This is a genomic window from Agarivorans sp. 1_MG-2023, from assembly GCF_030548385.1.
In the GTDB taxonomy this organism is placed as follows: Bacteria; Pseudomonadota; Gammaproteobacteria; order Enterobacterales; family Celerinatantimonadaceae; genus Agarivorans.
Genome location: NZ_JAUOSJ010000012.1, coordinates 138,894 through 160,103, shown reverse-complemented (window position 1 = coordinate 160,103; position 21,210 = coordinate 138,894). Strand labels below are relative to the sequence as shown.

Genomic DNA, 21,210 nt, shown 5'->3' with positions numbered 1-21,210 from the left:
GCCTGCGATTTATCACGTTTGGCAATTTACTCTGCGTTTTTACAAGAGCTTTATTCTACCCTTTCCCGCTTATCACTTTCTTGAACATACAAGGTAGACCAATGGTTTTTTTGGCTTGCTTCTTAGCAAGGCTGGCACCCTCACTTGTACCCACTGAGCCTATTCGCTATTTTCTGATGATGGACTACACGGGATGTTGCGCTTCCTTTCTAGCGTAGCTAGCTGCTTATTTAGGGAGTTGTTTTGTGAGATATAGAAAAGCGATTAGTAAAATAAGATTATTACTAGTAGAGAGTAAGTTCTTATAGAAAAGAAGGGTTATTCATAATTTGAATTGTGGTAGGGCTAAATGTTGGGGAGGGCTTTCAAAGCGCTAGTTAAGCGCTTTGAAGTGTTGTAGCTTAAAGCTTAAGTTCAGATAGGTATTTAGTGAATCTATCCCTTAGTTCAGGATGGCGTAATCCGAACTCAACGATGGCTTTCATATAGCCAAACTTGCTACCACAGTCATGGCTTTTTCCTACCATGTAATAGGCTTGGGTAGCTTCTTTAGTCATTAGACTGTCGATTGCATCGGTAAGTTGAATTTCATCGCCAGCGCCTGGAGCGGTTCTTTCTAGTTCATTCCAGATTTGTGCAGAGAGTACATAACGACCGACAACCGCTAAATTTGAAGGTGCGTCCTCAATAGCTGGTTTTTCCACAGAGCCTATCATGTCTGCTGATTCACCTGGCGTAAGCTTCTTGCCGTCAATATCGACAATACCAAACTTACTTACATCCTCTTTAGCAACAGCTTCAACCATTACTTGGCTAGAACCCGTTTGATTAAACTTAGCAACCATATCCGCCAAGTTTTCAGTACGAAGATCTGAAGTGGAGTCATCAAGTACAACGTCTGGTAGTAACACGGCAAAAGGTTCATCGCCAATAAGGGGGTGAGCACAGAGAATGGCATGCCCCAGTCCTTTTGCGACACCTTGGCGTATGTGCATGATAGTTACGTCTTTAGGGCAAATCGAACGCACTTCTTCAAGCAATTGGCGTTTGACGCGTTTTTCAAGTGTGGCTTCTAACTCAAAGCTGGTATCGAAATGGTTTTCGATTGAATTTTTACTTGAGTGGGTCACTAAGATGATTTCTTTGATGCCAGCGGCGATTGCCTCTTGAACCACATACTGAATCAACGGTTTGTCTACTATCGGCAACATTTCTTTGGGAATAGCTTTCGTTGCTGGCAACATCCTTGTGCCAAGTCCAGCCACTGGCAGTACAGCTTTTCGTACTCTTATGGTCATTTTCAGTCTCTTGAAAAGTAATGGTAAATGCTGGGCTAATGTAACATGTGAAAGTGACATTTTAAATTGTGATAAATCAGATCTGTGGGGATATATAATTAAAGACTTACGAGAAGAAGAGCAGTCGCCCTAGTTTATGCAACTAGCTGCGGACGATGCTTGTTTAGGAGTTAGTCGACATACATTCGATCTTTATTATCTAGGTAAATTTTCTCACCTATGCCTGGAACTAATACAATTTGCTCTACGTTTTTGAAGTTTCCATTTTGCTGACGATATTTAACAATGGCCGCTGATTTTGATATTCCTACTCCTTTTAGCCCATCAAGTTGCTCAGCGCTGGCGGTATTTAGGTTAAGTTGGGCAGTGGGTTCATTGGCGAAAGCATTGCCTAGGCCAATTGCACTGAATACTATAGCGATGAGTAGTTGTTTGAATTTCATGGTTATTCTCCTTTTTGATAAAACCATGAATAAATGTAGGGCAACAACCAAATAGGTGAATCACTCATTTGAGTGAAATTGCTAGAAAATCGAAGTGAAAGTGAAGAAAAGGCGAGAGAGACTCGCCTTTTAATAGACTAGGGAAGTACTTTTTTGAAGGGTTTAACAGTTACTTTGGCATAAACCCCTGCATCAACATATGGGTCTGCATCTGCCCAGCTCTGTGCCTCTTCGAGACTGGCAAATTCGGCGATCACTGTTGAGCCAGTAAAGCCAGCTTCAGCTGGGTCTTCAGCGTCAATCGCTGGCATTGGTCCTGCGACTAATAAGCGCCCTTCATTAAGCAAACTATTCAGTCTTTCTAAGTGAGCCGGACGAGCTTGTTTGCGCATCTCTAAACTGTTATCAACGTCTTGGGCATAAATTACGTACCACATGCTAACTATCCTTTTTCTGAGATAAAGACTCTTGCTGATCTTTAGGTAAGTGTTTATACAAATAAACAACAGTTCCTACGGTAAATACTAGTGTTAACCCGAGTAAACCAAACACCTTGAAGTTTACCCAAAACTCTTCTGAATAAGTAAATGCAATATAGAGGTTCAAGGTACCGCAGGCGATAAAAAACAATGCCCAGGCAACGTTTACTTTTGACCAAACTTGATCGGGAAGGGTCATCTCTTTACCTAACATTTTTTTAATCAATGGGCTGCCGAAAGCAAATTGACTCACTAATAAAACCAGTCCAAAAATCCAGTTGATGACCGTTGGTTTCCACTTGATAAAGTCGTCATCGCGTAAAATTAGGGTTAAGCCACCAAAAACCAAAATCAGAATAAAAGAGATGAGATGCATTTTCTCAACTTTCTTATTTTTAATGTAAGAAATAGCCAGCAATATCGCAGTTGAAATTATTAGTGCCAGGGTAGCGGCATAAATGTCCTGCATTTTGTAGACAGCAAAAAAGATAATTAGGGGAATAAACTCGAAAAACTGTTTCATAATTCCTCAGTAGTCGCGGTTAATAAAAAAGCCGCTAAAAAGCGGCTTTTGATAGTATCAAGAAGCGTGCTTAAACGGTAGCCGCTTTCATTGAGCTAGCGAAACCACGCAGGGTTTCTAGCATTAGCGGTTTGTTATCTAGGTTATTCTCGATAATTTTTACCACTGCCGAACCAGAGATTGCTCCCGCAGCGCCTGCTTCTATCGTTTCAGCAACCTGCTCGGGTGTAGCGATACCAAACCCAAGTAAGGCTGGGGGGGCATTGAATTGCTTCAATTTACTAAGCAGTTTGCCAACAGGCACGCCAGCTTTGGTTTCTGCACCAGTGACACCAGCACGACTAACTAGATAAGTATAACCTTGGCCGTACTCAGCTACTTTCGCTAAGGTTTCATCATCAGCATTTGGCGGTGCAATAAAAATGCTTTGCAAACCGTGTTTGTTAGCTGCTTCTCTAAATGGCGCAGATTCACGTATTGGTACATCGGCGACTAACACCGAATCTACGCCAGCTGCCGCTAATTTTTGGTAAAAGGTTTCAATACCGGTTGAATAGACTAGGTTCGCGTAAAGCAGCAGGCCAATAGGTACTTCTGGGTATTTTGCACGAATTGCTGTGAGCATTTCTAGGCACTTTGGCGGGGTAACATTCGAGGCTAAAGCGCGTACGTTTGCACCTTGAATGGTTGGTCCATCAGCTACTGGATCTGAAAAGGGAATTCCGAGTTCCAGCGCATCAGCACCGCCTTCCATCAGAGCATCAACAATCGCTAGGGATTGTTCCACATCAGGGTCGCCCAACGTAACAAAAGGAACAAAGGCACCTTGTTTTTCAGCGCTTAAACGCTGGAATAGATTAGCGTAACGTTGAGTCATTATAGGCTTCCTCGTTCTTCGAAAATTTCAGCCACGGTGAAAATGTCTTTATCACCACGACCCGATAAGTTCACCAGTAGAATCTGTTCTTTGTCTTTATCTTGCTCCGCCAATTTAAGGGCATAAGCTAACGCGTGGGCAGACTCTAGGGCTGGGATAATACCTTCGCTCTCTGCTAAGGCTTGAAAGGCTGCTAATGCTTCTTCGTCGGTGGCTGACTCATAACTTGCACGACCAATCGCATTAAGATGGGCATGTTGAGGACCAACCGATGGGAAATCTAAACCTGCTGAAATTGAGTATGACTCTTCAATTTGGCCGTTAGGATCTTGCATCAATAACGAGTGCATTCCAAAAAACATGCCTTTTCGACCATGTTTAAGTGGTGCACCATGCTGGTCGGTATCAATACCTTTGCCGGCAGGCTCAACGCCAATCAATTGAACGTCTTCCTCTTTAATAAAGTCGGCAAACATACCAATAGCATTGGAACCGCCCCCTACGCAGGCGATAACCGCATCGGGTAAACGACCTTCTGCTTTAATAATCTGCTGTTTGGCTTCTTCGCCAATCATCTTTTGAAATTCGCGTACAATGGTTGGGAAAGGGTGAGGCCCTGCCGCAGTGCCTAATAAATAATGGGCAGTGTCGTAACTGCCAGCCCAGTCTCGCAAGGCTTCGTTACAGGCATCTTTAAGCGTAGAAGAGCCGCTATGAACGGGAATAACTTCTGCGCCCATGAGTTTCATGCGAAACACATTGGGTTTTTGGCGCTCACAGTCAATCGCACCCATGTAAACGCGGCATTTTAACCCCAGTAACGCACAGGCTAACGCTGTAGCAACGCCATGCTGGCCAGCGCCAGTCTCAGCAATAATTTCTTTTTTCCCCATGCGTTTTGCGAGTAGAGCTTGGCCCAATACTTGGTTGGTTTTATGGGCACCACCGTGAAGTAAGTCTTCACGTTTAAGGTAAATTTTGGTTTTTGTTCCGGCAGCTAAGTTGCGACATAGCGTTAACGGGGTAGGTCGGCCAGCATATTCACTGAGCAAACCATTAAACTCTTCCAAAAACTCTGGGTCTTGCTGGGCATCAATAAATGCTTGCTCTAATTGATCGAGAGCAGGCACTAAAATTTGTGGTACAAACTGGCCACCAAATTCGCCAAAATAGGGATCTAATTTATTCATTGTTGATTCTTACTCTTAATAATTGGCTAACGTGTCCTAATCTTTGGCAGATTAGTACTGTCTAATTTTCTCAAATGCCGCTTCAATTTTTGCAGGGTCTTTTATTCCCGGAGATTGCTCTACTCCTGAGTTTAAATCTAACCCGGCGGCAGCAAACGCTAATGCGTCTTGAATGTTCGCTGGGCTTATACCGCCAGCTAACATCGCACCTTGACTGTGCTCACCTAATAATTGCCAATCAAAGGTTTGGCCTGTGCCGCCACTTTGCCCTGCGACCTTACTGTCGAACAGTATTTTGTCGGCATTGTTAGGTGCACTAGGCAGTTGTTCACTTACGCCCAGCGCTTTCCATACCAAGCTGCTATCAAGTTGCGCTTTTAGTTGTTCAATGTAGCTTTCATCTTCATCGCCGTGTAATTGCACCGCGTGAAGTTGTAACTGATTGGCTATCGTTGCTACGTTATTTACTGAGCTATTTACAAACACACCCACAAAATTAAGCGGAGCGGCTTTCACTAGCTGTTCGGCTTGCGCTAAATCTACACAGCGTGGAGATTTTTCGGCAAAAATTAAACCACCGTATACCGCACCAGCTTGGTAAACCGCTTGTACATCTTGCTCACGGGTTAAACCACATACTTTGTTTTCGCCTAAAATGAGCCTACGGCAGGCCATATCCACATCATTTTTGCTCATTAGCGAACTACCCACTAAAAAGCCGTTAGCATATTTAGCCAACTCGCGAACTTGTTGATGTTGGTAGATGCCTGATTCTGAAATAATGATTCTATCTTCAGGGATCTGCTTCGCTAGTTCAGGAGTACGGTCTAAAGTAATCGAAAGATCGCGCAAATTACGATTATTTATTCCAATCACTTTGGCATTTAACTCTACGGCACGCTCTAGCTCTTGTTGGTTACTCACTTCTGTGAGTACACCTAAGTTGAGTTTATGGGCCACGTTAGCCAATAGGCGATATTCGTTGTCATCCAATACCGACAACATCAACAAAATGGCATCAGCTTTGTAGTAACGCGCAAGGTAAATTTGGTACTCGTCAATGAAGAAGTCTTTACACAATACCGGTTGCTCAACCTGCTCACGAACTTGCGTAACGTAGTCAAATTCTCCTTGAAAATACTTGGTATCGGTAAGCACTGAAATGGCCGCTGCGTAGTTTTTGTATACGCCAGCAATTAAATCCAAATCAAATTCAGGGCGAATCAAACCTTTCGAAGGAGAGGCTTTTTTACATTCCAAAATAAACTTAGCTGGGCTGCCGCTCAAGGCTTGATAAAAGTTGCGCTCGGTGGGCTCAACTTGGTCAATAAAGCTGGCTAAAGGTTGCTGTTGCATACGCTCGGCTAACCAAATTTCTTTATCTGCCACAATCTTGTCGAGAATGGTGGCTTGTTTTTCTAGTTGTTGGCTCACTGGCTCATCTCCGCCAATTGGTTTGCTAGGGTCAATGGTCGACCAGAGGCCATTTCATCTATGGCCATTTGAACGCCTTGGGCGACGCTATCAGCTTTACCCGCTAGTTTTAGAAGCATTGCCACGTTTACTGCTACAGCGGCTTGCTGAGCGGCGGTGGCTTTACCTTGCAATAGGTCTAGGGTAATCGCTTTGTTTTCTTCTGGGGTTCCGCCTTTAATCGCCGCTAAGTCTGCTTGCTCAACCCCAAAGTCAGCAGGGTTTAAGGTATATTGGCTAATCTCACTACCATTAATCTCTGCAATTTGAGTGGGGCCATGTATTGCCACCTCATCTAGGCCAGCGCCATGCACCACCATGGCTTTTTTCATGCCCAGCTGTTGCAGGGTTAGGGCAATAGGTGAAACAAGCGCTGGATCATAAACGCCCATGACTTCCATAGTAGGGTGAGCTGGATTAATTAGCGGGCCAAGCACGTTAAAAATGGTTCGCGTTTTTAGGGTTTGGCGAACCGGCATGGCATGGCGTACCCCTGCGTGGTATTGCGGCGCAAACAAGAAACACAAACCTAATTCGTCTAAACAGCGGCGTGCTGTTTCTGGTGTCATCTGAATATTGATACCCAGTGCGGCTAATAAATCAGACGAACCTGATTTACTGGATACACTGCGGTTACCATGTTTTGCCACTTTTACCCCAAGGCTGGCTGCCACAAATGCTGAGGTGGTGGATATGTTAATGGTGTTATGGCCATCACCGCCAGTGCCTACAATATCGGCAAAGTCGTAATCAGGACTAGGAAACGGCGCTGCATTGTCTAACAAGGCTTTAGCCGCGCCAGCAATTTCTTGTGGTTGCTCGCCTTTAATTTTTAAAGCGGTAAGTAGTGATGACAATACAATAGGGTCTACTTCACCTTGAATCACTTGACTAAACACTTGCTGTGCTTGCTCGGTGCTAAGGTTTTGTCCTTGATATAGCTGCTCTAAAATAGCCTGCATTACGTTTGCTCCTGCTGTGTTGCCCAGTCTAGGCTGCGGGCTAACAACGTTGCCCCTTCGCTGGTTAAAATGGATTCTGGGTGGAACTGAAAGCCCACGACTTTATCGGCTTCATTAATTATTGCCATTGGCATCTTTTGGTAATGCGCGCTTACTGTTAAACCCTCTGGCATAGAGGTGGCGACGAGAGAGTGATAACGTGCCACCGGCAGTGGGTTGGTAAGCCCTTCAAACATGAGTTTGTTGTCGTGGTCAATGGCCGACGATTTACCGTGAACAATTTCATCGGCTTTACCTACCACGCCGCCGTAGCTTTCTACTAGCGCTTGATGACCCAAGCAAATGCCAATAATGGGCACTTGGCCTTTACACAAATCAATCAGCTCTAACATGCAGCCAGCTTGTTGTGGGTTACCGGGGCCTGGAGAAAGCACTAATACCGGTGGAGTCGGACTGTCGTCTATATGCTGTTTGATTTCACTGGCGCTCAAATGATTACGGTAAATTCGCACATCTAAACCTTGGCTACGAAACTGATCCACTAAGTTGTAAGTGAATGAGTCAAAGTTATCGAGTAAAAATACACTATGAGTCATGGCTAACGTCCTTCAAAGTAGAGCCGTGGGCGCGGGCAATGGCATTTAATACAGCAGCGGCTTTACTGCGGGTTTCGTCTGCTTCTGCTTGTGGCAATGAATCATACACGACACCTGCGCCAGCTTGAACATGGGCGACCTGATCTTTTACAAAGGCTGAACGAATAACAATACAGCTATCCATGTCACCATTACCTGCAAGATAACCTACCGCGCCACCATAACTGCCTCGGCGTTGCTGTTCTACCGAGCGAATCAGCTCAGCTGCTCTAATTTTTGGCGCACCCACTAAGGTGCCCATATTCATACATGCTTGATAAGCATGCAGTGCATCTAAATCGCTGCGTAAAGTACCAATGACTCGAGATACTAAGTGCATAACGTGGCTATAGCGGTCTACCTTAAGCAAATCGGCTACATGGCGAGTACCAGGTTCACTGATTCTGGCTACGTCGTTGCGTGCTAAATCAACCAGCATGATGTGTTCAGCGGTTTCTTTTTTGTCTAAGCGCAGCTCTAGCTCCAAGCGGCCATCTAAATCACGGTTAATTGAACCATCGTCATTAAAACCGCGTTTGCGGGTGCCGGCAATGGGGTAAATTTCTACATCTCGGCTGTTTGCAGAATATTTAATGGCGCTTTCAGGGGAGGCGCCAAACAATACAAATTCGCTATCTTGCAAATAGAACATGTATGGGCTTGGATTAGTGATTTTAAGTTCTCTATAAGCGGCTAAGCTGTCTGGGCAAGAGAGTTTGAAACTGCGAGAGGGAACCACTTGAAAGATGTCGCCTTGGCGAATGTAGTCTTTCATGGTTTCAACATTTTGGCAGAAATCACGGTCGCTAATATCTGCTTCAATTTTACCTTGGTAGCCACTAAAGTCGGGCTCAGCTTGTTGGTGATTCTCATGTTCACACAGCTCAACCAAATGCGCTAAGCGTTGGTTGATACGCGCTTGTTCATCGTCATGATAGAGTGAACCAATCAAATGGGTTACTTGTTCTTGATGATCAATGAGCAATAAGGTTTCAGCTAGATAAAATTGGTAATCTGGGCAGATGTTAGTGCTTTCGGCTACGTCTTGAAGTTGCTCGAAGCTGGCAATAAAGTCATAGGCAAATACCCCTCCGATAAATACACCCTTGTCGTGCTCGGTAAGATCGCCATAAAGGGCAATTATTAATCGCAAAGCATCGACCGGAGAATTTGCTTTTAAGCGAGAATCTTCATCTAGATTAGTGGCTGGGAGAGGGTAGTGTAGAACCAGTTGAGTGGCAGATTGTTGGGTAATAAGAGAAGCGTCGGTTTTGCTCGCTATTGCGGCTATTACTGCTTCACCATTCAGCGAAATAGCAGAGAAGTTTACTTGCCGCCCGGTGCACGTAATCTTTAGCGCCGCATCGGCCAAAATCAAACTCTGTAAATTCTCTTTACTGTCAATTTCTGAAGACTCTAGCAATACGTTGTGCTGGCTTTCTTTACACAATTCTTGATAGAGGCTTAGCGGATCGTGCACATAGCTAGCATCTATCACTTGGTTGTTTAGCTGCACCCTAGGGTGATTACTCATGGTTCGTTACTCCTGGATAAGGCCGTAGCGTAAATATAAAAAAAGCCCGCGTTAAGCGGGCTTTTTGTTGTTCTGTAAAATGTATTGGAAATACAACAACTCACACCCGTTTATTTCGGAGTGCGCCACCACCAAGATTTGTTGGTAAGAAGAAAAGTTGTCATGTTTATCCTAAGTCATTCTGATAAACTAAGTTAACTGTAAATGACATAACCAAGTCAAGAAAAATATTAGGAAATTTAATGCGATTTGATTTGCATTGCCATACTACTGCCTCCGACGGCGGCTTAACGCCAACGGAAATAGTAATGCGTGCTGAAAACATGCAAGTCGACGTTTTGGCTATTACTGACCACGATACAACCGATGGCGTGGCCGAAGCAAAAGCGAGCGCAAAACACCTACAAATTATCGCCGGTACTGAAATCTCTACAGCTTGGCATGCCTTTGACATTCACGTAGTAGGTTTAAATCTGGATACCTCAAATTCACTACTTCAACAGCATTTGCTTGAGCAAAGAGATAAGCGTGAAATAAGGGCTCAAGAGATGAGCCGCCGTTTAGAAAAGGCCGGTATCGATGATGTTTATAGTGAGGCTAAAAGCTTGGCAGGTACTGCGCCTATCACTCGCTCACATTTTGCTAAGGTATTGATAGAGCGGGGCATAGCCAGCAGTTTCAATAAGGTATTCGATAAGTATTTAAGCCGCGGTAATACCGGCTATGTGCCGAATAACTGGATGAGCATTGCCGAGGCAGTAGCGGTTATTCATCAAGCGGGTGGAATGGCAGTATTAGCGCATCCTACTCATTATGACTTATCGAATAAGTGGATCCGTAAACTGGTCGCCGAGTTTGCTGATGCAGGCGGAGACGGTATGGAAATAGCCATGCCGCAAATCTCCAAAGACCAGTTGAAGTGGCTTGCCGAATTAGCGGAACAACATGGCCTAAGTGCTTCGCAGGGTTCAGATTTTCATCATCCTTCTCCTTGGCGAGAACTGGGTAGAGGTTTACACTTACCCGAGAAATGTCAGCCTATTTGGCAGCGCTGGCAAAATCAATAATCTGCAAATGCCAATGGGGCATTCGTAATAGCAGGGATCGTTATGAGTCAATTTTTCTATGTGCATCCAGACAACCCTCAGCAGCGTTTAATGAAACAAGCTGCTAGCCTTATTAAGCAGGGTGGTGTGGTGATTTATCCCACGGATTCAGGCTATGCCATTGGTTGCCATATTGGTGACAAGGCTGCGTTAGAGCGCATTTGTCGAATTCGTCAGTTAGATAAAAGCCACCATTTCACTTTAATGTGCCGCGATTTGTCAGAATTATCGGAATACGCGCGAGTGGGCAATCAGGCTTACCGCTTATTGCGTAATAATACTCCTGGGCCATATACCTTTATTTTTAAGGGAACCAAAGAAGTACCGCGCCGTTTACTAAACCCTAAACGTAAAACTATCGGTATTCGAGTGCCCGACAACAAAATTGCCTTAGCCATGCTAGAAGAGCTTGGCGAGCCGTTAATGTCTTCGAGCTTAATTCTTCCGGGTAATGACTTGACTGAGTCTGATCCGGAGCAAATCCGTGATGACTTAGAACACCAAGTTGATCTCATTATTAATGGCGGCTATCTAGGAGAGCAACCTACAACGGTGGTTGATTTATCGGAAGATGAACCTGAAGTGCTTCGTAGCGGCGCGGGCGACACCAGCCCCTTCGAATAAATGCAAGATAAGCTTTCGCCTACTCAACAGCTAACGCTTGCCAGTGTAAATGGCGAGCCTTGGCTGGATATTCCCGATGACTTGTTTATCCCACCCGATGCTATGGAGGTTATTCTTGAGCAGTTTGAAGGGCCTCTAGATTTATTGCTGTACCTTATTCGCAAGCAAAAACTCGATATAGAACGCTTGCCAGTATTGGCCATTACCCAACAATACATGGAATACATTGAAGCCATGCGTATGCTGAAACTAGAGCTGGCGGCAGAGTACTTGGTAATGGCAGCCTTACTGACAGAAATAAAATCGCGTACTTTGCTGCCGGTTCAAGAGCATGAACAAGAAGAGCTTGATCCGCGTGCTGAGTTAATTAGGCGCTTGCAAGAATACGAACTGTACAAAGACGCGACCGAAAAGCTAGACACACTGCCGCGGCAACAACGAGATACTTTTGATGCTTTGGTGGCTAAACCCGATGAGCTACCGGTGAATGTTATCTACCCAGAAGTAACCATGGATGAATTGCTGCAAGCTATGCGAGGGATTGCTCAGCGAGTGGTTAATTTTGAGCACCACGAGATAAAGCGTGAGAAATTATCAACACGACAACGTATGAGTGACATTCTTGCTAAATTACAAGCGCATCAATTTGTTGAATTTACTCAACTGTTCTCTTTAGATGAAGGGCGTAGCGGTTTAGTGGTGAGTTTCCTGGCGATTCTTGAGTTGATTAAGGAAGGCTATATTAAGTGCGTACAAAGCCAGCCATTGATGGCGATTCAAGTCATACTTGTTAGTGCGGAAGAAGTATAGATGACAGTAAAACCCAATTTAGTGAAACTAGTCGAAGCTGCTTTGTTTGTTGCTGGCCGGCCACTTAGTGTTAAGGAACTACAAGCAACGGTATTGGCCGAGGTGGGTTTAGCTCGTACCCAGGTTAACATGATTTTGGAAGAATTAGTGCAACGTTACCAAGATTCTGGCATTGAATTAGTTGAAACAGCTTCCGGATTTCAGTTTAAAGCTCGGCAACAGTATGCTCCGCATTTGGCTAATTTATGGGCCGAAAAAGCCCCCAAGTTTAGCCGCGCCATGTTAGAAACACTGACCTTAATTGCTTATCGGCAACCTATTACTCGCGGTGAGATTGAAGCTATTCGTGGGGTTGCGGTGAGTAGCCATATCATTAGCGTGCTTAAAGAACGTCATTGGATCCGCAGTGTTGGCCATAAAGAAATACCCGGCAGACCTACCTTGTTTGCTACCACTAACAACTTCTTAGATTACTTTGGTTTGAAAGATCTGGCTGATTTGCCAGAATTAGATCAATCTTTACTTGAAAAACTGCCGCAAGACTTTCAGACTTAGCGCACTTTATCATTCGGATAAGAAAAATGAGTGAAAAACTTCAAAAAGTCCTGGCCCGTAGCGGTTTAGGCTCACGTCGTGAGATGGAAGCTGTAATAGACGCAGGGAGAGTTAGCGTAGATGGGGCTATCGCCAAGTTAGGTGACCGCATCGAAGAAGGGGCAGAAGTTAGAGTGGATGGTCGAGTTATCGACATTCAGAAAGTGGAAGATACTATTTGTCGAGTACTGGCTTACCACAAATCAGAAGGTGAGATCTGTTCTCGAAGCGACCCTGAAGGTCGTGAGACGGTATTTGACCGCTTGCCACGCTTACAACATGGTCGCTGGATTGCAGTAGGTCGTTTAGATATTAATACCTCTGGTCTGTTGTTGTTTACAACCGATGGTGAATTAGCTAATCGCTTAATGCACCCAAGCTTTGAAGTTGAGCGTGAATATGCCGTGCGTGTATTTGGCGATGTAAATGACGAAGTCATTCAAACGTTACGCAGTGGTGTGGAGCTAGAAGATGGTCGTGCTGCGTTTACCACGGTAAGGCGTCAAGGCGGTGAAGGTATCAATCAGTGGTACTCAGTAACCTTAAGTGAAGGCCGAAACCGCGAAGTGCGTAGAATGTGGGAATCACAAGGCATGCAGGTTAGCCGTTTGATTCGTGTACGCTATGGTTTAATTCCATTACCTAAAGGTTTGCCTCGCAGCGGCTGGCAGGAAATGCCTTTAGAGCAAGTTAACTACTTGCGTGGTTTGGTGCAGTTAAGCAAAGAAGAGAATACTGTTATTAAGATTGATGACAGAGTGCGTAGTAGCCAACGTATTAGAAAGTCAGTACGAAAGCATCGCTCACGTACCCAAAGCCAAGCGGCAAAAAGAAGACGATTAAAATAACAGCATATGTAAAAAAGCTCGCTAATTAGCGAGCTTTTTTATTGCAGAAGGAGTTAGTTAGCAAATATGGGCCCAGCCCCGCTAGACCACAGAATTACCGTTGAGATAAGTACTGTCACTAACATCACTAAGCCTACGGTAACTAAACTACTGGCGAAGATGAATCCGCGCTCTTCAGGGATATGCATAATAATTGGTACTCCCGTGTAGAGTAAGTAGATAGCGTAAGTAACGCCTACTAAGCCTGCCACCATAACAAACCAAGGTTCAGGATAGAGCGCTGCAAAGCCCACCATATACACTGGTGTAGCAACGTAAGCTGATAGTTCTAGAGTTTGTTGGTAAGTGGTATCGGTATTAAAGGTTTTTGCCATCCATAACGCGGCGTAGGCTAAGCACAATACCACCGTAACCAATGCTGCATACATCGCAACAGACATAAACACCGCACTTTCACTGGTGAGTGAGAAGCTATTTGCTCCTACTTTCCAGCCAATATGTACCGTAGAAAAGTAACCACAAATGGCAGGAATTAATGCCATTAATAATAAGTGAGATAAGCTCGCTCCGATCCCTTCGTGGTGCTTATCAATGTCTTGCCATTCTTCTTTTGTATGTGAAGCTAGTCCCCAAACATGACTAAATAACATAGGCGCATCCTCGCAAAATTAACATTAGTGCAACATTAATAATTAAGTTATGCGTGATGACTGCTAAGTCGTCAAGTAGTTTATAAAATAAACAAATCGGCTTTGGCGGTGCTTAATGATTGATTAGGCTAGATTTTGCGCTATTTTTATAACAAATGGCAATAGCAAAGCGCTAATGCTTAATGTTGATTTTATTGACCAAGCTCAAGCTTCTGAGCCTGACCATTCGCCGTTAAAACTAAACCGTTGTTATCAACGCTTAATATGCTCATTTGTTGATACCAATCGCCTAATACTACACGGTATTTGGTACCGCTTAATGCTAGCTGGTGGATCTCTGGGCGGTGGGTATGCCCATGAATCATGTAGTCAATTGGCTGCTCGGCAAAACGTTGCTCAACTGCTTGTTGGTTAACATCCATAATACCCAATGATTTACTGGTATTCGCTTGCTTACTTTTACTGCGAATTTTATTGGCAATGCGTTGCCGAACAAACAAGGGCAGTAGTAAAAACAGTCTTCTTAACCAAAGCTTTTGAGTGACTTCGCGGTATTCTTGATAACCTACATCGTCTGTACACAGTGTATCACCGTGAAGAATGAGTACTTTTTTGCCGTATAAATCAACAAGCTTCTCTTCTTCGAGCAATGTCATGCCGCAGCGTTTAGCGTAGGCTTTGCCAACCATAAAGTCTCGATTACCATGAATAAAGTAGCTAGGTACGCCAGAATCGCTTAGGGCTTTTAAGGCTAATTCTACTTGTTTAGCAACGGGCGTTTTATCATCGTCACCAATCCAAAACTCAAACAAGTCGCCTAGTATGTACAGCGCGTCAGCTTTTGGGGCTTGTTGCTCAATAAAGTCTAGAAAGGCCCGAATGATATCGGGCCGATCGTCACTAAGATGTAAATCCGCAATAAAATAGGTTAGCACCTAGGCTTATTCCGCAACACTTACAGATTTAATAACCACTTCTTCTAGTGGCACATCAGAGTGAACGTAACCAAAGTTGCCGGTATCTACACCTTTAATTTTGTTTACTACGTCCATGCCTTCAACCACTTCTGCAAATACGCAGTAACCCCAACCTTCGGTAGTTTCTGCTTTAAAGTCCAAAAAGGTATTGTCATTCACGTTAATGAAAAACTGAGCAGAAGCCGAATGAGGATCCATGGTGCGTGCCATTGCTAAAGTACCGGTTTTGTTTGATAAACCGTTGTTCGCTTCGTTTTTAATTGGCGCATTGGTTTCTTTTTCTTCCATGCCAGCAGCAAAACCACCGCCCTGAACCATGAAACCGTCAATAACACGGTGGAAGATAGTGTCAGTGTAAAAACCGTCGTTTGCATAAGCTAAGAAGTTTTTAGATGTTTCAGGCGCTTCTGCAGTGTTTAATTTAACAACGATATCGCCAAAGTTTGTGTGTAAAGTAACCATTTTTTCAGCCTTTTTTGGTAAGTGAACCGATTCTAAACTTTCCCATGCGCAGTGACTAGTCACAGTGCTTAAATCGGCTGTTTTTCCTTATCGGCGATGGTAGAATAGCCAGCTTAAGAATTTACCCGTAGATGGAACAGGAAAACAATTAGATGTTACAGATATACAATACCTTAACCCGCAAGAAACAAGCTTTTAAACCTTTAGAAGAAGGGAAAGTGGGTATGTATGTTTGTGGAGTGACCATTTACGACTACTGCCATATTGGCCATGCTCGCACCTTCGCCGCTTTCGATACCGTAGCACGTTACTTACGTTGGTCAGGTTATGAATTAAATTTTGTACGTAATATCACTGATGTTGACGACAAGATTATCAAACGTGCGGCTGAAAATGGCGAAAGTTGTGAAGCGCTGACTGAGCGTTTTACCGATGCTATGCATGCCGACTTTGACGCTCTAAATATGCTACGCCCAGATATAGAGCCACGTGTAACCACTCACATGCCTGAGATCATTGAGGTAATCGAGAAGCTGATAGCTAATGGTCACGCATATGTAGCCAATAGTGGTGACGTATTGTTTGAAGTGAATACTTTTGCTGACTATGGAAAGCTGAGCTTGCAGAACCTTGAAATGCTGCAAGCGGGCGCGCGGGTAGAAGTAGAAGAAGATAAACGTAACCCTTTAGACTTTGTGTTGTGGAAAAGCGCTAAGCCGGGCGAACCAATGTGGGAATCGCCTTGGGGAAACGGTCGCCCAGGTTGGCACATTGAATGTTCTGCAATGAACATGAAGCACCTTGGTGATGTTTTCGATATTCATGGTGGTGGCTCAGATTTAGCCTTTCCTCATCACGAGAATGAAATCGCCCAGTCTTGCTGTGCCCATAAAACCAATTATGTGAACTATTGGATGCACTCAGGCATGGTGCAAGTAGACAAAGAAAAAATGTCGAAATCTTTGGGGAACTTCTTCACCATTAAAGACGTGCTAGAAGTGTACGACCCGGAAACCGTGCGTTACTTCTTATTGTCTGGCCACTACCGCAGCCAATTGAACTACTCAGAAGATAATCTTAAGCAATCTCGCTCAGCACTAGAGCGTTTATATACCGCTATACGCGGAGTTGAACTGCAAGATATTGCGGGAGAAAAGGCCGAAGTTTACCGAGCGCAATTTAAAGTGGCGATGGACGATGACTTTAATACGCCAGAAGCCTTACCGGTATTGTTTGAGTTAGCCAAAGAGATTAACCGTGTTAAAGAAAGCGATCTGAAGTTGGCTGGGCAATATGCCAGTTTGTTACTTGAGTTAAGCAGCGTACTAGGTGTTCTTAATCAAGACGTAGATAGCTTTTTACAAGGTGAACACGATAGCGAAGTAGCTGAGATTGAAGCACTGATTGTTGCCCGTAATGAAGCCCGAGCTAACAAAGATTGGGCCGCGGCAGACATTGCGCGTAATCGCTTAAGTGAAATGGGCATTGTGCTAGAAGATGGAGCGGGCGGAACTACTTGGCGTAAGGCTTAGATAAAGTATTCAAACTAACAAAAGGGCAGCTTAGGCTGCCTTTTTTACATCTGGTATTTATCTAGCAGGCGTTGATATTGCTCGGTGGCTGTGACTTTTGACAGTGCTCGGCGAAATCGTTCTAAATACTCAGGGTCTGTGCCTTGACTAAAGGCGTAACAACCTTCAAGTTTTCCAAGTGGATAAACTGATTCAAACAACTCTTCTTCAAAACCTAAAGCTGCAGCGGTTTGGTTAATTACTTCTGGTTCAGACGCTATCACGTCAACTCGCTCACGCTTTAACATTCGTAGGGCTTTCTCAAGATCATCAGTTAACGATATCTGTTCAAACTCTACACCTTTATAGAGCAACAACTGTTCACCAACACCGGCTTTCATTGCGCCATATAAAATTTTTGAGTCAGAGCCAACTTCGTCTATTTCTATGGCGCGTGACTTTAAGGCAATTAACTCGATATCAGAGGTGGTGATTGGGCAGGCCCAATGAAACATGTGTTCTCTACGCGGGCTGCGCATAGTCAAAAACAAGGCCATATTAGGCCGATGTTGCAGTAAGTAGTAGGCCTTTTCCCAGGTTTTTACTTTAATCGGTTGTGGGTCTTCGCCCATTTCCTGCCAAACTAAGCGCAGTAATTCAACCGAAATACCGGTTAGGTGAGCGTCTTCAACGTAGTTAAATGGGCGGAGGTTTTCCGTTACAAAATTAATTGTGGTCGCCTTAGAGGCTAAGGGCAGTAACAAACAAATTGCCAATAAGTAACGGCCGAACATAAGCTATCCTAGTCAAGTTCCTTGTTTAAAATTAGCTTACTTTTGATTAAGTTGCATTAGAAAAGGCGAATACTTTGAGTAAAGTACTCGCCAGTTTTAACTATTGGTCGTGGAACTCTTCGCAGGCTTCTAAGGTATTTTGAATCAAGGTGGCTACTGTCATTGGGCCAACGCCGCCCGGTACAGGCGTAATAAACGCTGCGTTTTGACGCGCTACTTCGTACTCAACATCGCCGGCTAGTTTTCCGCTATCTAAGCGATTAATACCTACATCGATAACCATCGCTCCTGGTTTAATCCACTCACCAGGAATAAATTGCGGCTTGCCAACGGCAACTACCACTAAATCAGCGCGGCGCACGTGTGCTTCTAAGTCTTTAGTGAAGCGGTGACATGTGGTGGTGGTGCAACCCGCAAGTAGCAACTCTAAGGTCATTGGTCGACCCACAATGTTCGATGCACCAACCACTACGGCTTCTAAGCCATAAGGGCTTACACCGGTAGATTCGATTAGTGTGATAATGCCTTTAGGGGTGCATGGACGCAAAGCGGGAATGCGCTGGGCTAAGCGGCCAATATTGTAGGGGTGAAAGCCATCAACGTCCTTATCTGGACGGATACGCTCAACCACTTTGGTTTCATCGATGCCTTTTGGTAGCGGTAGTTGAACTAAAATACCGTCTATTAGTGGGTCATCGTTTAGTTTGTCAATCTCTGCTAATAGCGTTAGCTCATCAGTATTGTCATCTAAATCGATTGATTTAGAAATAAAGCCAACGGCCTCACATACTCGGCGCTTACTGCCTACATATACTTGAGAGGCGGGATTATCACCCACCAAAATTACCGCGAGTCCAGGAGCACGTTTTCCTTCAGCGACTCTTTGCTTTACCCGTTCAGCAACCTTATCTTGAACTTGCTGGGCTATTTTTTTTCCATCAATTATTTGTGCAGACATTGATTCTTCTTTAACGAATGATTGGCGATGTTAGAGGGCGCTATTTTGGCATGATAGGCGAAAAAATGTCAGATTTTTTTGAAGAGAATTGTGGCTTTATTAGTCACGGAATGAAAAAGCCCGCTTTAAGCGGGCCTTTAAGATTACGCTGCTACCCAAAGCAACACGGCAATAACCTGGGGAGATAAGATGCGTAAACACATCACCAAAGGGTAAACAGTGGCATAAGCAAGCGCTGAAGCACCAGAAGTGCTGTGAATTGAGTTAGCAAAAGCTAAGGCTGGTGGATCGGTCATTGATCCAGCCATTAAGCCACATAAACTGAGATAGTTAACTTTAAGTATGTAACGACCAATAAACCCAATGATTAACAATGGGATTAAGGTGATAAACGCGCCGTAGAACATCCAACTTAAGCCGTCACCCTCTACTAAGGTTTCAATAAAGTTAGCGCCTGAGTTAATTCCTACCACCGCTAAGAACAACACAATACCTATTTCTCGTAAGGCCAAGTTGGCACTCGGTGGCATAAACCAATATAAGCGACCTATACTACCGATTCGGGCTAATATAATGGCTACAATTAGCGGCCCACCGGCTAAACCGAGTTTAAGAGGGGCTGGCAAACTTGGAATAGCCAAAGGCATAGAGCCTAACAATACACCCAAACCAATGCCTATAAAGATAGGTAGCATTTGTACGTGTTGTAGTTTACTGCGCACATTACCGAGGCTTTTTGCCACTTTTTCGATGTCTTCACTGGGGCCGACAATATTTAAAATGTCACCAAACTGTAAGATGGTGTCTTTGTTGGCAACTAGCTCCACACCGGCACGGTTTAGTCGCGAGATGATAACGTCAAAACTGTGTTTTAAATCGAGTTCACTAAGTTTTTTACCAAGAATACGTTCTTCAGTAACCACCACCCGTTCACTACGAAGTAGTGTACCTTTGGTGGATAATGACTCGCTAATTTCCTGGCCAATAATCAATGTGGCCTGGTCTAACTTAATCCGGCTGGGCCCAACTAAGTGCAGATAGTCGCCTTTGTGCATAAGCATGTCGGGACTAGGGACTTTAAGCTCGCCATCCGATTTAACTCGCGAGCAAATAACATCTTCACCAATAAGCTTACTTAAATCAGAAAACGCTAAGCCATTCAAATTGGGGTTTTCAATGATGACATTGATGTCTAATAGGCTTTGCTTCTTTTTACCTTTAGCGTTGTCAAACTCTTCAGCTTCTTTATCTATGTCTATTCTAAAGGCTAAGCGAATAATCCACATCGTTAGTAAGATGCCTAGAATGCCGAAGGGGTAAGCCATGGCGTAACCCAAACCAAGCACAGTTGTGTCCTCGGTTGCCATGCCTAGTTCTTGCAATATTTGCTGCCCGGCCGCTAAAGAGGGGGTATTGGTTACTGCGCCACTATATATGCCTAAAAAGACATTTAAAGGAAGATCGAAGATATAATGTAAGGCTACGACGGTCACACCGCCAAGCAATACAATGCCAACGGCGAGCAAATTAAGCCTTAGTCCACTGGCTTTTAAGGAAGCAAAGAAACCTGGACCTACTTGAATACCAATAGTGTAAACAAACAGAATAAGGCCAAATTCTTTAATAAAGTGCAGGGCATGGGGGTCGAGGTGCCAACCAAATTGCTTAATAAAGTGGCCAACAAATAAGCCGCCAAATAATACGCCGCCAATGCCTAAGCCAACACCGCGAATTTTTAAGCCACCAAACCAAAGGCCAATAACAGCCACGGCCGATAAGACCAAGATGGATAACGCTACATCACTCATGAGATTCCATTCCAACTGTAACAATTGAGTTGTGTTTAATGTGTGTTTTATAAAACAGCCAAAGACTACTACTTTAGTCGTATTAGCCTTTTGATTTGGATTAACAAATAACAATGATCTTAATAATCACTTGTTGCGTTTAGAATGAGGAGAGTGCTGTAAGCTCATCTAACCTTTATAGAAGGTAAGTTGATGATAAATGGAGCGCGATACTGTCGAAAACCACTCAATTTGGCTATGCTGTAACCAATCGGTAAATAAGCGTTAAAAACTGTTTGACGCTGACCATCCAAGTGGGTAGTATTCGCCTCCGTTGAAGGGCACAAAGCAGTGCTTTAAACAAATCGGTGATTAGCGCAGCTTGGTAGCGCATCTGGTTTGGGACCAGAGGGTCGGGAGTTCGAATCTCTCATCACCGACCAAATTTTAAAGCCTAGTGTTTACACTGGGTTATTTGACGCTAAAGATGCGCCCTTAGCTCATCTGGATAGAGCAACGGCCTTCTAAGCCGTAGGTAGTAGGTTCGAGTCCTACAGGGTGCGCCAAATATGTGCTTTAATTAGCACGAAAAGTTTGTGGTGGGTATAGCTCAGTTGGTAGAGCCCCGGATTGTGATTCCGGTTGTCGTGGGTTCAAGCCCCATTACTCACCCCA

Annotated in this window: 22 protein-coding genes and 3 tRNA genes; 9 read left to right on the top strand and 16 right to left on the bottom strand. The window is 44.2% G+C overall.

Annotated features, from left to right (window positions below):
- Nucleotides 1–401 precede the first annotated feature (401 nt).
- The 10 genes from galU to Q4592_RS17045 form a co-directional block, all read right to left on the bottom strand.
- Nucleotides 402–1,298, bottom strand: a complete 897-nt coding sequence (galU, locus tag Q4592_RS17090) for a UTP--glucose-1-phosphate uridylyltransferase GalU (RefSeq protein WP_303515400.1) — start codon at nt 1,296–1,298, stop codon at nt 402–404.
- A 170-nt stretch (nt 1,299–1,468) separates the two neighbouring features.
- Nucleotides 1,469–1,741, bottom strand: a complete 273-nt coding sequence (locus Q4592_RS17085; protein ID WP_303515398.1) for a helix-hairpin-helix domain-containing protein — start codon at nt 1,739–1,741, stop codon at nt 1,469–1,471.
- A gap of 137 nt (nt 1,742–1,878) precedes the next feature.
- Entirely contained in the window at nt 1,879–2,178 is a 300-nt protein-coding gene (locus Q4592_RS17080) for a YciI family protein (protein WP_303515395.1), read from the bottom strand.
- A 1-nt stretch (nt 2,179) separates the two neighbouring features.
- A complete protein-coding gene (locus tag Q4592_RS17075; RefSeq protein WP_303515393.1) occupies nt 2,180–2,743 on the bottom strand; it encodes a septation protein A in 564 nt (187 codons plus the stop codon).
- Between the two features lie 70 nt (nt 2,744–2,813).
- Entirely contained in the window at nt 2,814–3,620 is an 807-nt protein-coding gene (gene trpA, locus Q4592_RS17070) for a tryptophan synthase subunit alpha (RefSeq protein ID WP_303515391.1), read from the bottom strand.
- The gene (trpB, locus tag Q4592_RS17065; protein ID WP_303515388.1) at nt 3,620–4,810 is read right to left on the bottom strand and encodes a tryptophan synthase subunit beta; all 1,191 of its coding nucleotides are present in this window, start codon (nt 4,808–4,810) and stop codon (nt 3,620–3,622) included. Before trpB ends, trpA begins: the two co-directional genes overlap by 1 nt.
- Before the next feature lie 51 nt (nt 4,811–4,861).
- Entirely contained in the window at nt 4,862–6,244 is a 1,383-nt protein-coding gene (trpCF, locus tag Q4592_RS17060) for a bifunctional indole-3-glycerol-phosphate synthase TrpC/phosphoribosylanthranilate isomerase TrpF (protein WP_303515385.1), read from the bottom strand.
- The gene (gene trpD, locus Q4592_RS17055) at nt 6,241–7,245 is read right to left on the bottom strand and encodes an anthranilate phosphoribosyltransferase (RefSeq protein ID WP_303515382.1); all 1,005 of its coding nucleotides are present in this window, start codon (nt 7,243–7,245) and stop codon (nt 6,241–6,243) included. Before trpD ends, trpCF begins: the two co-directional genes overlap by 4 nt.
- Nucleotides 7,245–7,841 (bottom strand): aminodeoxychorismate/anthranilate synthase component II, encoded by a 597-nt coding sequence (locus Q4592_RS17050; RefSeq protein WP_137675350.1) that lies wholly within the window; start codon nt 7,839–7,841, stop codon nt 7,245–7,247. Before Q4592_RS17050 ends, trpD begins: the two co-directional genes overlap by 1 nt.
- On the bottom strand, nt 7,831–9,414 hold the full coding sequence (locus tag Q4592_RS17045) for an anthranilate synthase component 1 (RefSeq protein WP_137675351.1): 1,584 nt from the start codon (nt 9,412–9,414) through the stop codon (nt 7,831–7,833). Before Q4592_RS17045 ends, Q4592_RS17050 begins: the two co-directional genes overlap by 11 nt.
- A gap of 242 nt (nt 9,415–9,656) precedes the next feature.
- Here Q4592_RS17045 and Q4592_RS17040 point away from each other — a divergent pair, with 242 nt between their 5' ends.
- Genes Q4592_RS17040 through rluB form a run of 5 tightly spaced genes read left to right on the top strand, consistent with a single transcriptional unit; the run spans nt 9,657 to nt 13,396 of the window.
- Entirely contained in the window at nt 9,657–10,481 is an 825-nt protein-coding gene (locus Q4592_RS17040; protein WP_303515377.1) for a PHP domain-containing protein, read from the top strand.
- Nucleotides 10,482–10,523: 42 nt separating this feature from the next.
- A complete protein-coding gene (locus Q4592_RS17035; protein WP_137675353.1) occupies nt 10,524–11,144 on the top strand; it encodes an L-threonylcarbamoyladenylate synthase in 621 nt (206 codons plus the stop codon).
- Nucleotides 11,145–11,954, top strand: coding sequence for a ScpA family protein (locus Q4592_RS17030; RefSeq protein ID WP_303515376.1), 810 nt, complete (start codon nt 11,145–11,147; stop codon nt 11,952–11,954).
- A complete protein-coding gene (scpB, locus tag Q4592_RS17025) occupies nt 11,955–12,509 on the top strand; it encodes an SMC-Scp complex subunit ScpB (protein WP_137675355.1) in 555 nt (184 codons plus the stop codon). It begins immediately after the preceding gene.
- A 26-nt stretch (nt 12,510–12,535) separates the two neighbouring features.
- The gene (gene rluB, locus Q4592_RS17020) at nt 12,536–13,396 is read left to right on the top strand and encodes a 23S rRNA pseudouridine(2605) synthase RluB (RefSeq protein WP_137675356.1); all 861 of its coding nucleotides are present in this window, start codon (nt 12,536–12,538) and stop codon (nt 13,394–13,396) included.
- A 53-nt stretch (nt 13,397–13,449) separates the two neighbouring features.
- Here the strand turns inward: rluB and Q4592_RS17015 are convergent, their stop codons facing one another.
- The 3 genes from Q4592_RS17015 to Q4592_RS17005 form a co-directional block, all read right to left on the bottom strand.
- Nucleotides 13,450–14,046: a Yip1 family protein gene (locus Q4592_RS17015; protein WP_137675357.1), complete on the bottom strand. Its 597-nt coding sequence runs from the start codon at nt 14,044–14,046 to the stop codon at nt 13,450–13,452.
- 191 nt (nt 14,047–14,237) lie between these two features.
- Nucleotides 14,238–14,981: a UDP-2,3-diacylglucosamine diphosphatase gene (gene lpxH / locus Q4592_RS17010; RefSeq protein WP_137675358.1), complete on the bottom strand. Its 744-nt coding sequence runs from the start codon at nt 14,979–14,981 to the stop codon at nt 14,238–14,240.
- A 6-nt stretch (nt 14,982–14,987) separates the two neighbouring features.
- Entirely contained in the window at nt 14,988–15,485 is a 498-nt protein-coding gene (locus Q4592_RS17005; protein ID WP_303515371.1) for a peptidylprolyl isomerase, read from the bottom strand.
- 152 nt (nt 15,486–15,637) lie between these two features.
- Here Q4592_RS17005 and cysS point away from each other — a divergent pair, with 152 nt between their 5' ends.
- A complete protein-coding gene (gene cysS / locus Q4592_RS17000; protein ID WP_303515370.1) occupies nt 15,638–17,017 on the top strand; it encodes a cysteine--tRNA ligase in 1,380 nt (459 codons plus the stop codon).
- A 44-nt stretch (nt 17,018–17,061) separates the two neighbouring features.
- On the opposite strand, the gene Q4592_RS16995 is transcribed toward cysS, so the two are convergent.
- From Q4592_RS16995 to Q4592_RS16985, 3 genes are all read right to left on the bottom strand, one after another.
- On the bottom strand, nt 17,062–17,790 hold the full coding sequence (locus Q4592_RS16995) for an ABC transporter substrate-binding protein (RefSeq protein ID WP_303515368.1): 729 nt from the start codon (nt 17,788–17,790) through the stop codon (nt 17,062–17,064).
- A gap of 100 nt (nt 17,791–17,890) precedes the next feature.
- On the bottom strand, nt 17,891–18,748 hold the full coding sequence (folD, locus tag Q4592_RS16990; protein ID WP_137675362.1) for a bifunctional methylenetetrahydrofolate dehydrogenase/methenyltetrahydrofolate cyclohydrolase FolD: 858 nt from the start codon (nt 18,746–18,748) through the stop codon (nt 17,891–17,893).
- A 143-nt stretch (nt 18,749–18,891) separates the two neighbouring features.
- Nucleotides 18,892–20,556 (bottom strand): putative transporter, encoded by a 1,665-nt coding sequence (locus Q4592_RS16985; RefSeq protein ID WP_303515367.1) that lies wholly within the window; start codon nt 20,554–20,556, stop codon nt 18,892–18,894.
- A 345-nt stretch (nt 20,557–20,901) separates the two neighbouring features.
- Between Q4592_RS16985 and Q4592_RS16980 the strand changes: the two genes are divergently transcribed.
- The 3 genes from Q4592_RS16980 to Q4592_RS16970 all read left to right on the top strand — a co-directional run bounded on the left by Q4592_RS16980 (nt 20,902) and on the right by Q4592_RS16970 (nt 21,210).
- A tRNA-Pro gene (locus tag Q4592_RS16980) sits at nt 20,902–20,978 on the top strand.
- Between the two features lie 46 nt (nt 20,979–21,024).
- Nucleotides 21,025–21,101: transfer RNA gene (locus Q4592_RS16975), tRNA-Arg, on the top strand.
- Nucleotides 21,102–21,134: 33 nt separating this feature from the next.
- A tRNA-His gene (locus Q4592_RS16970) sits at nt 21,135–21,210 on the top strand.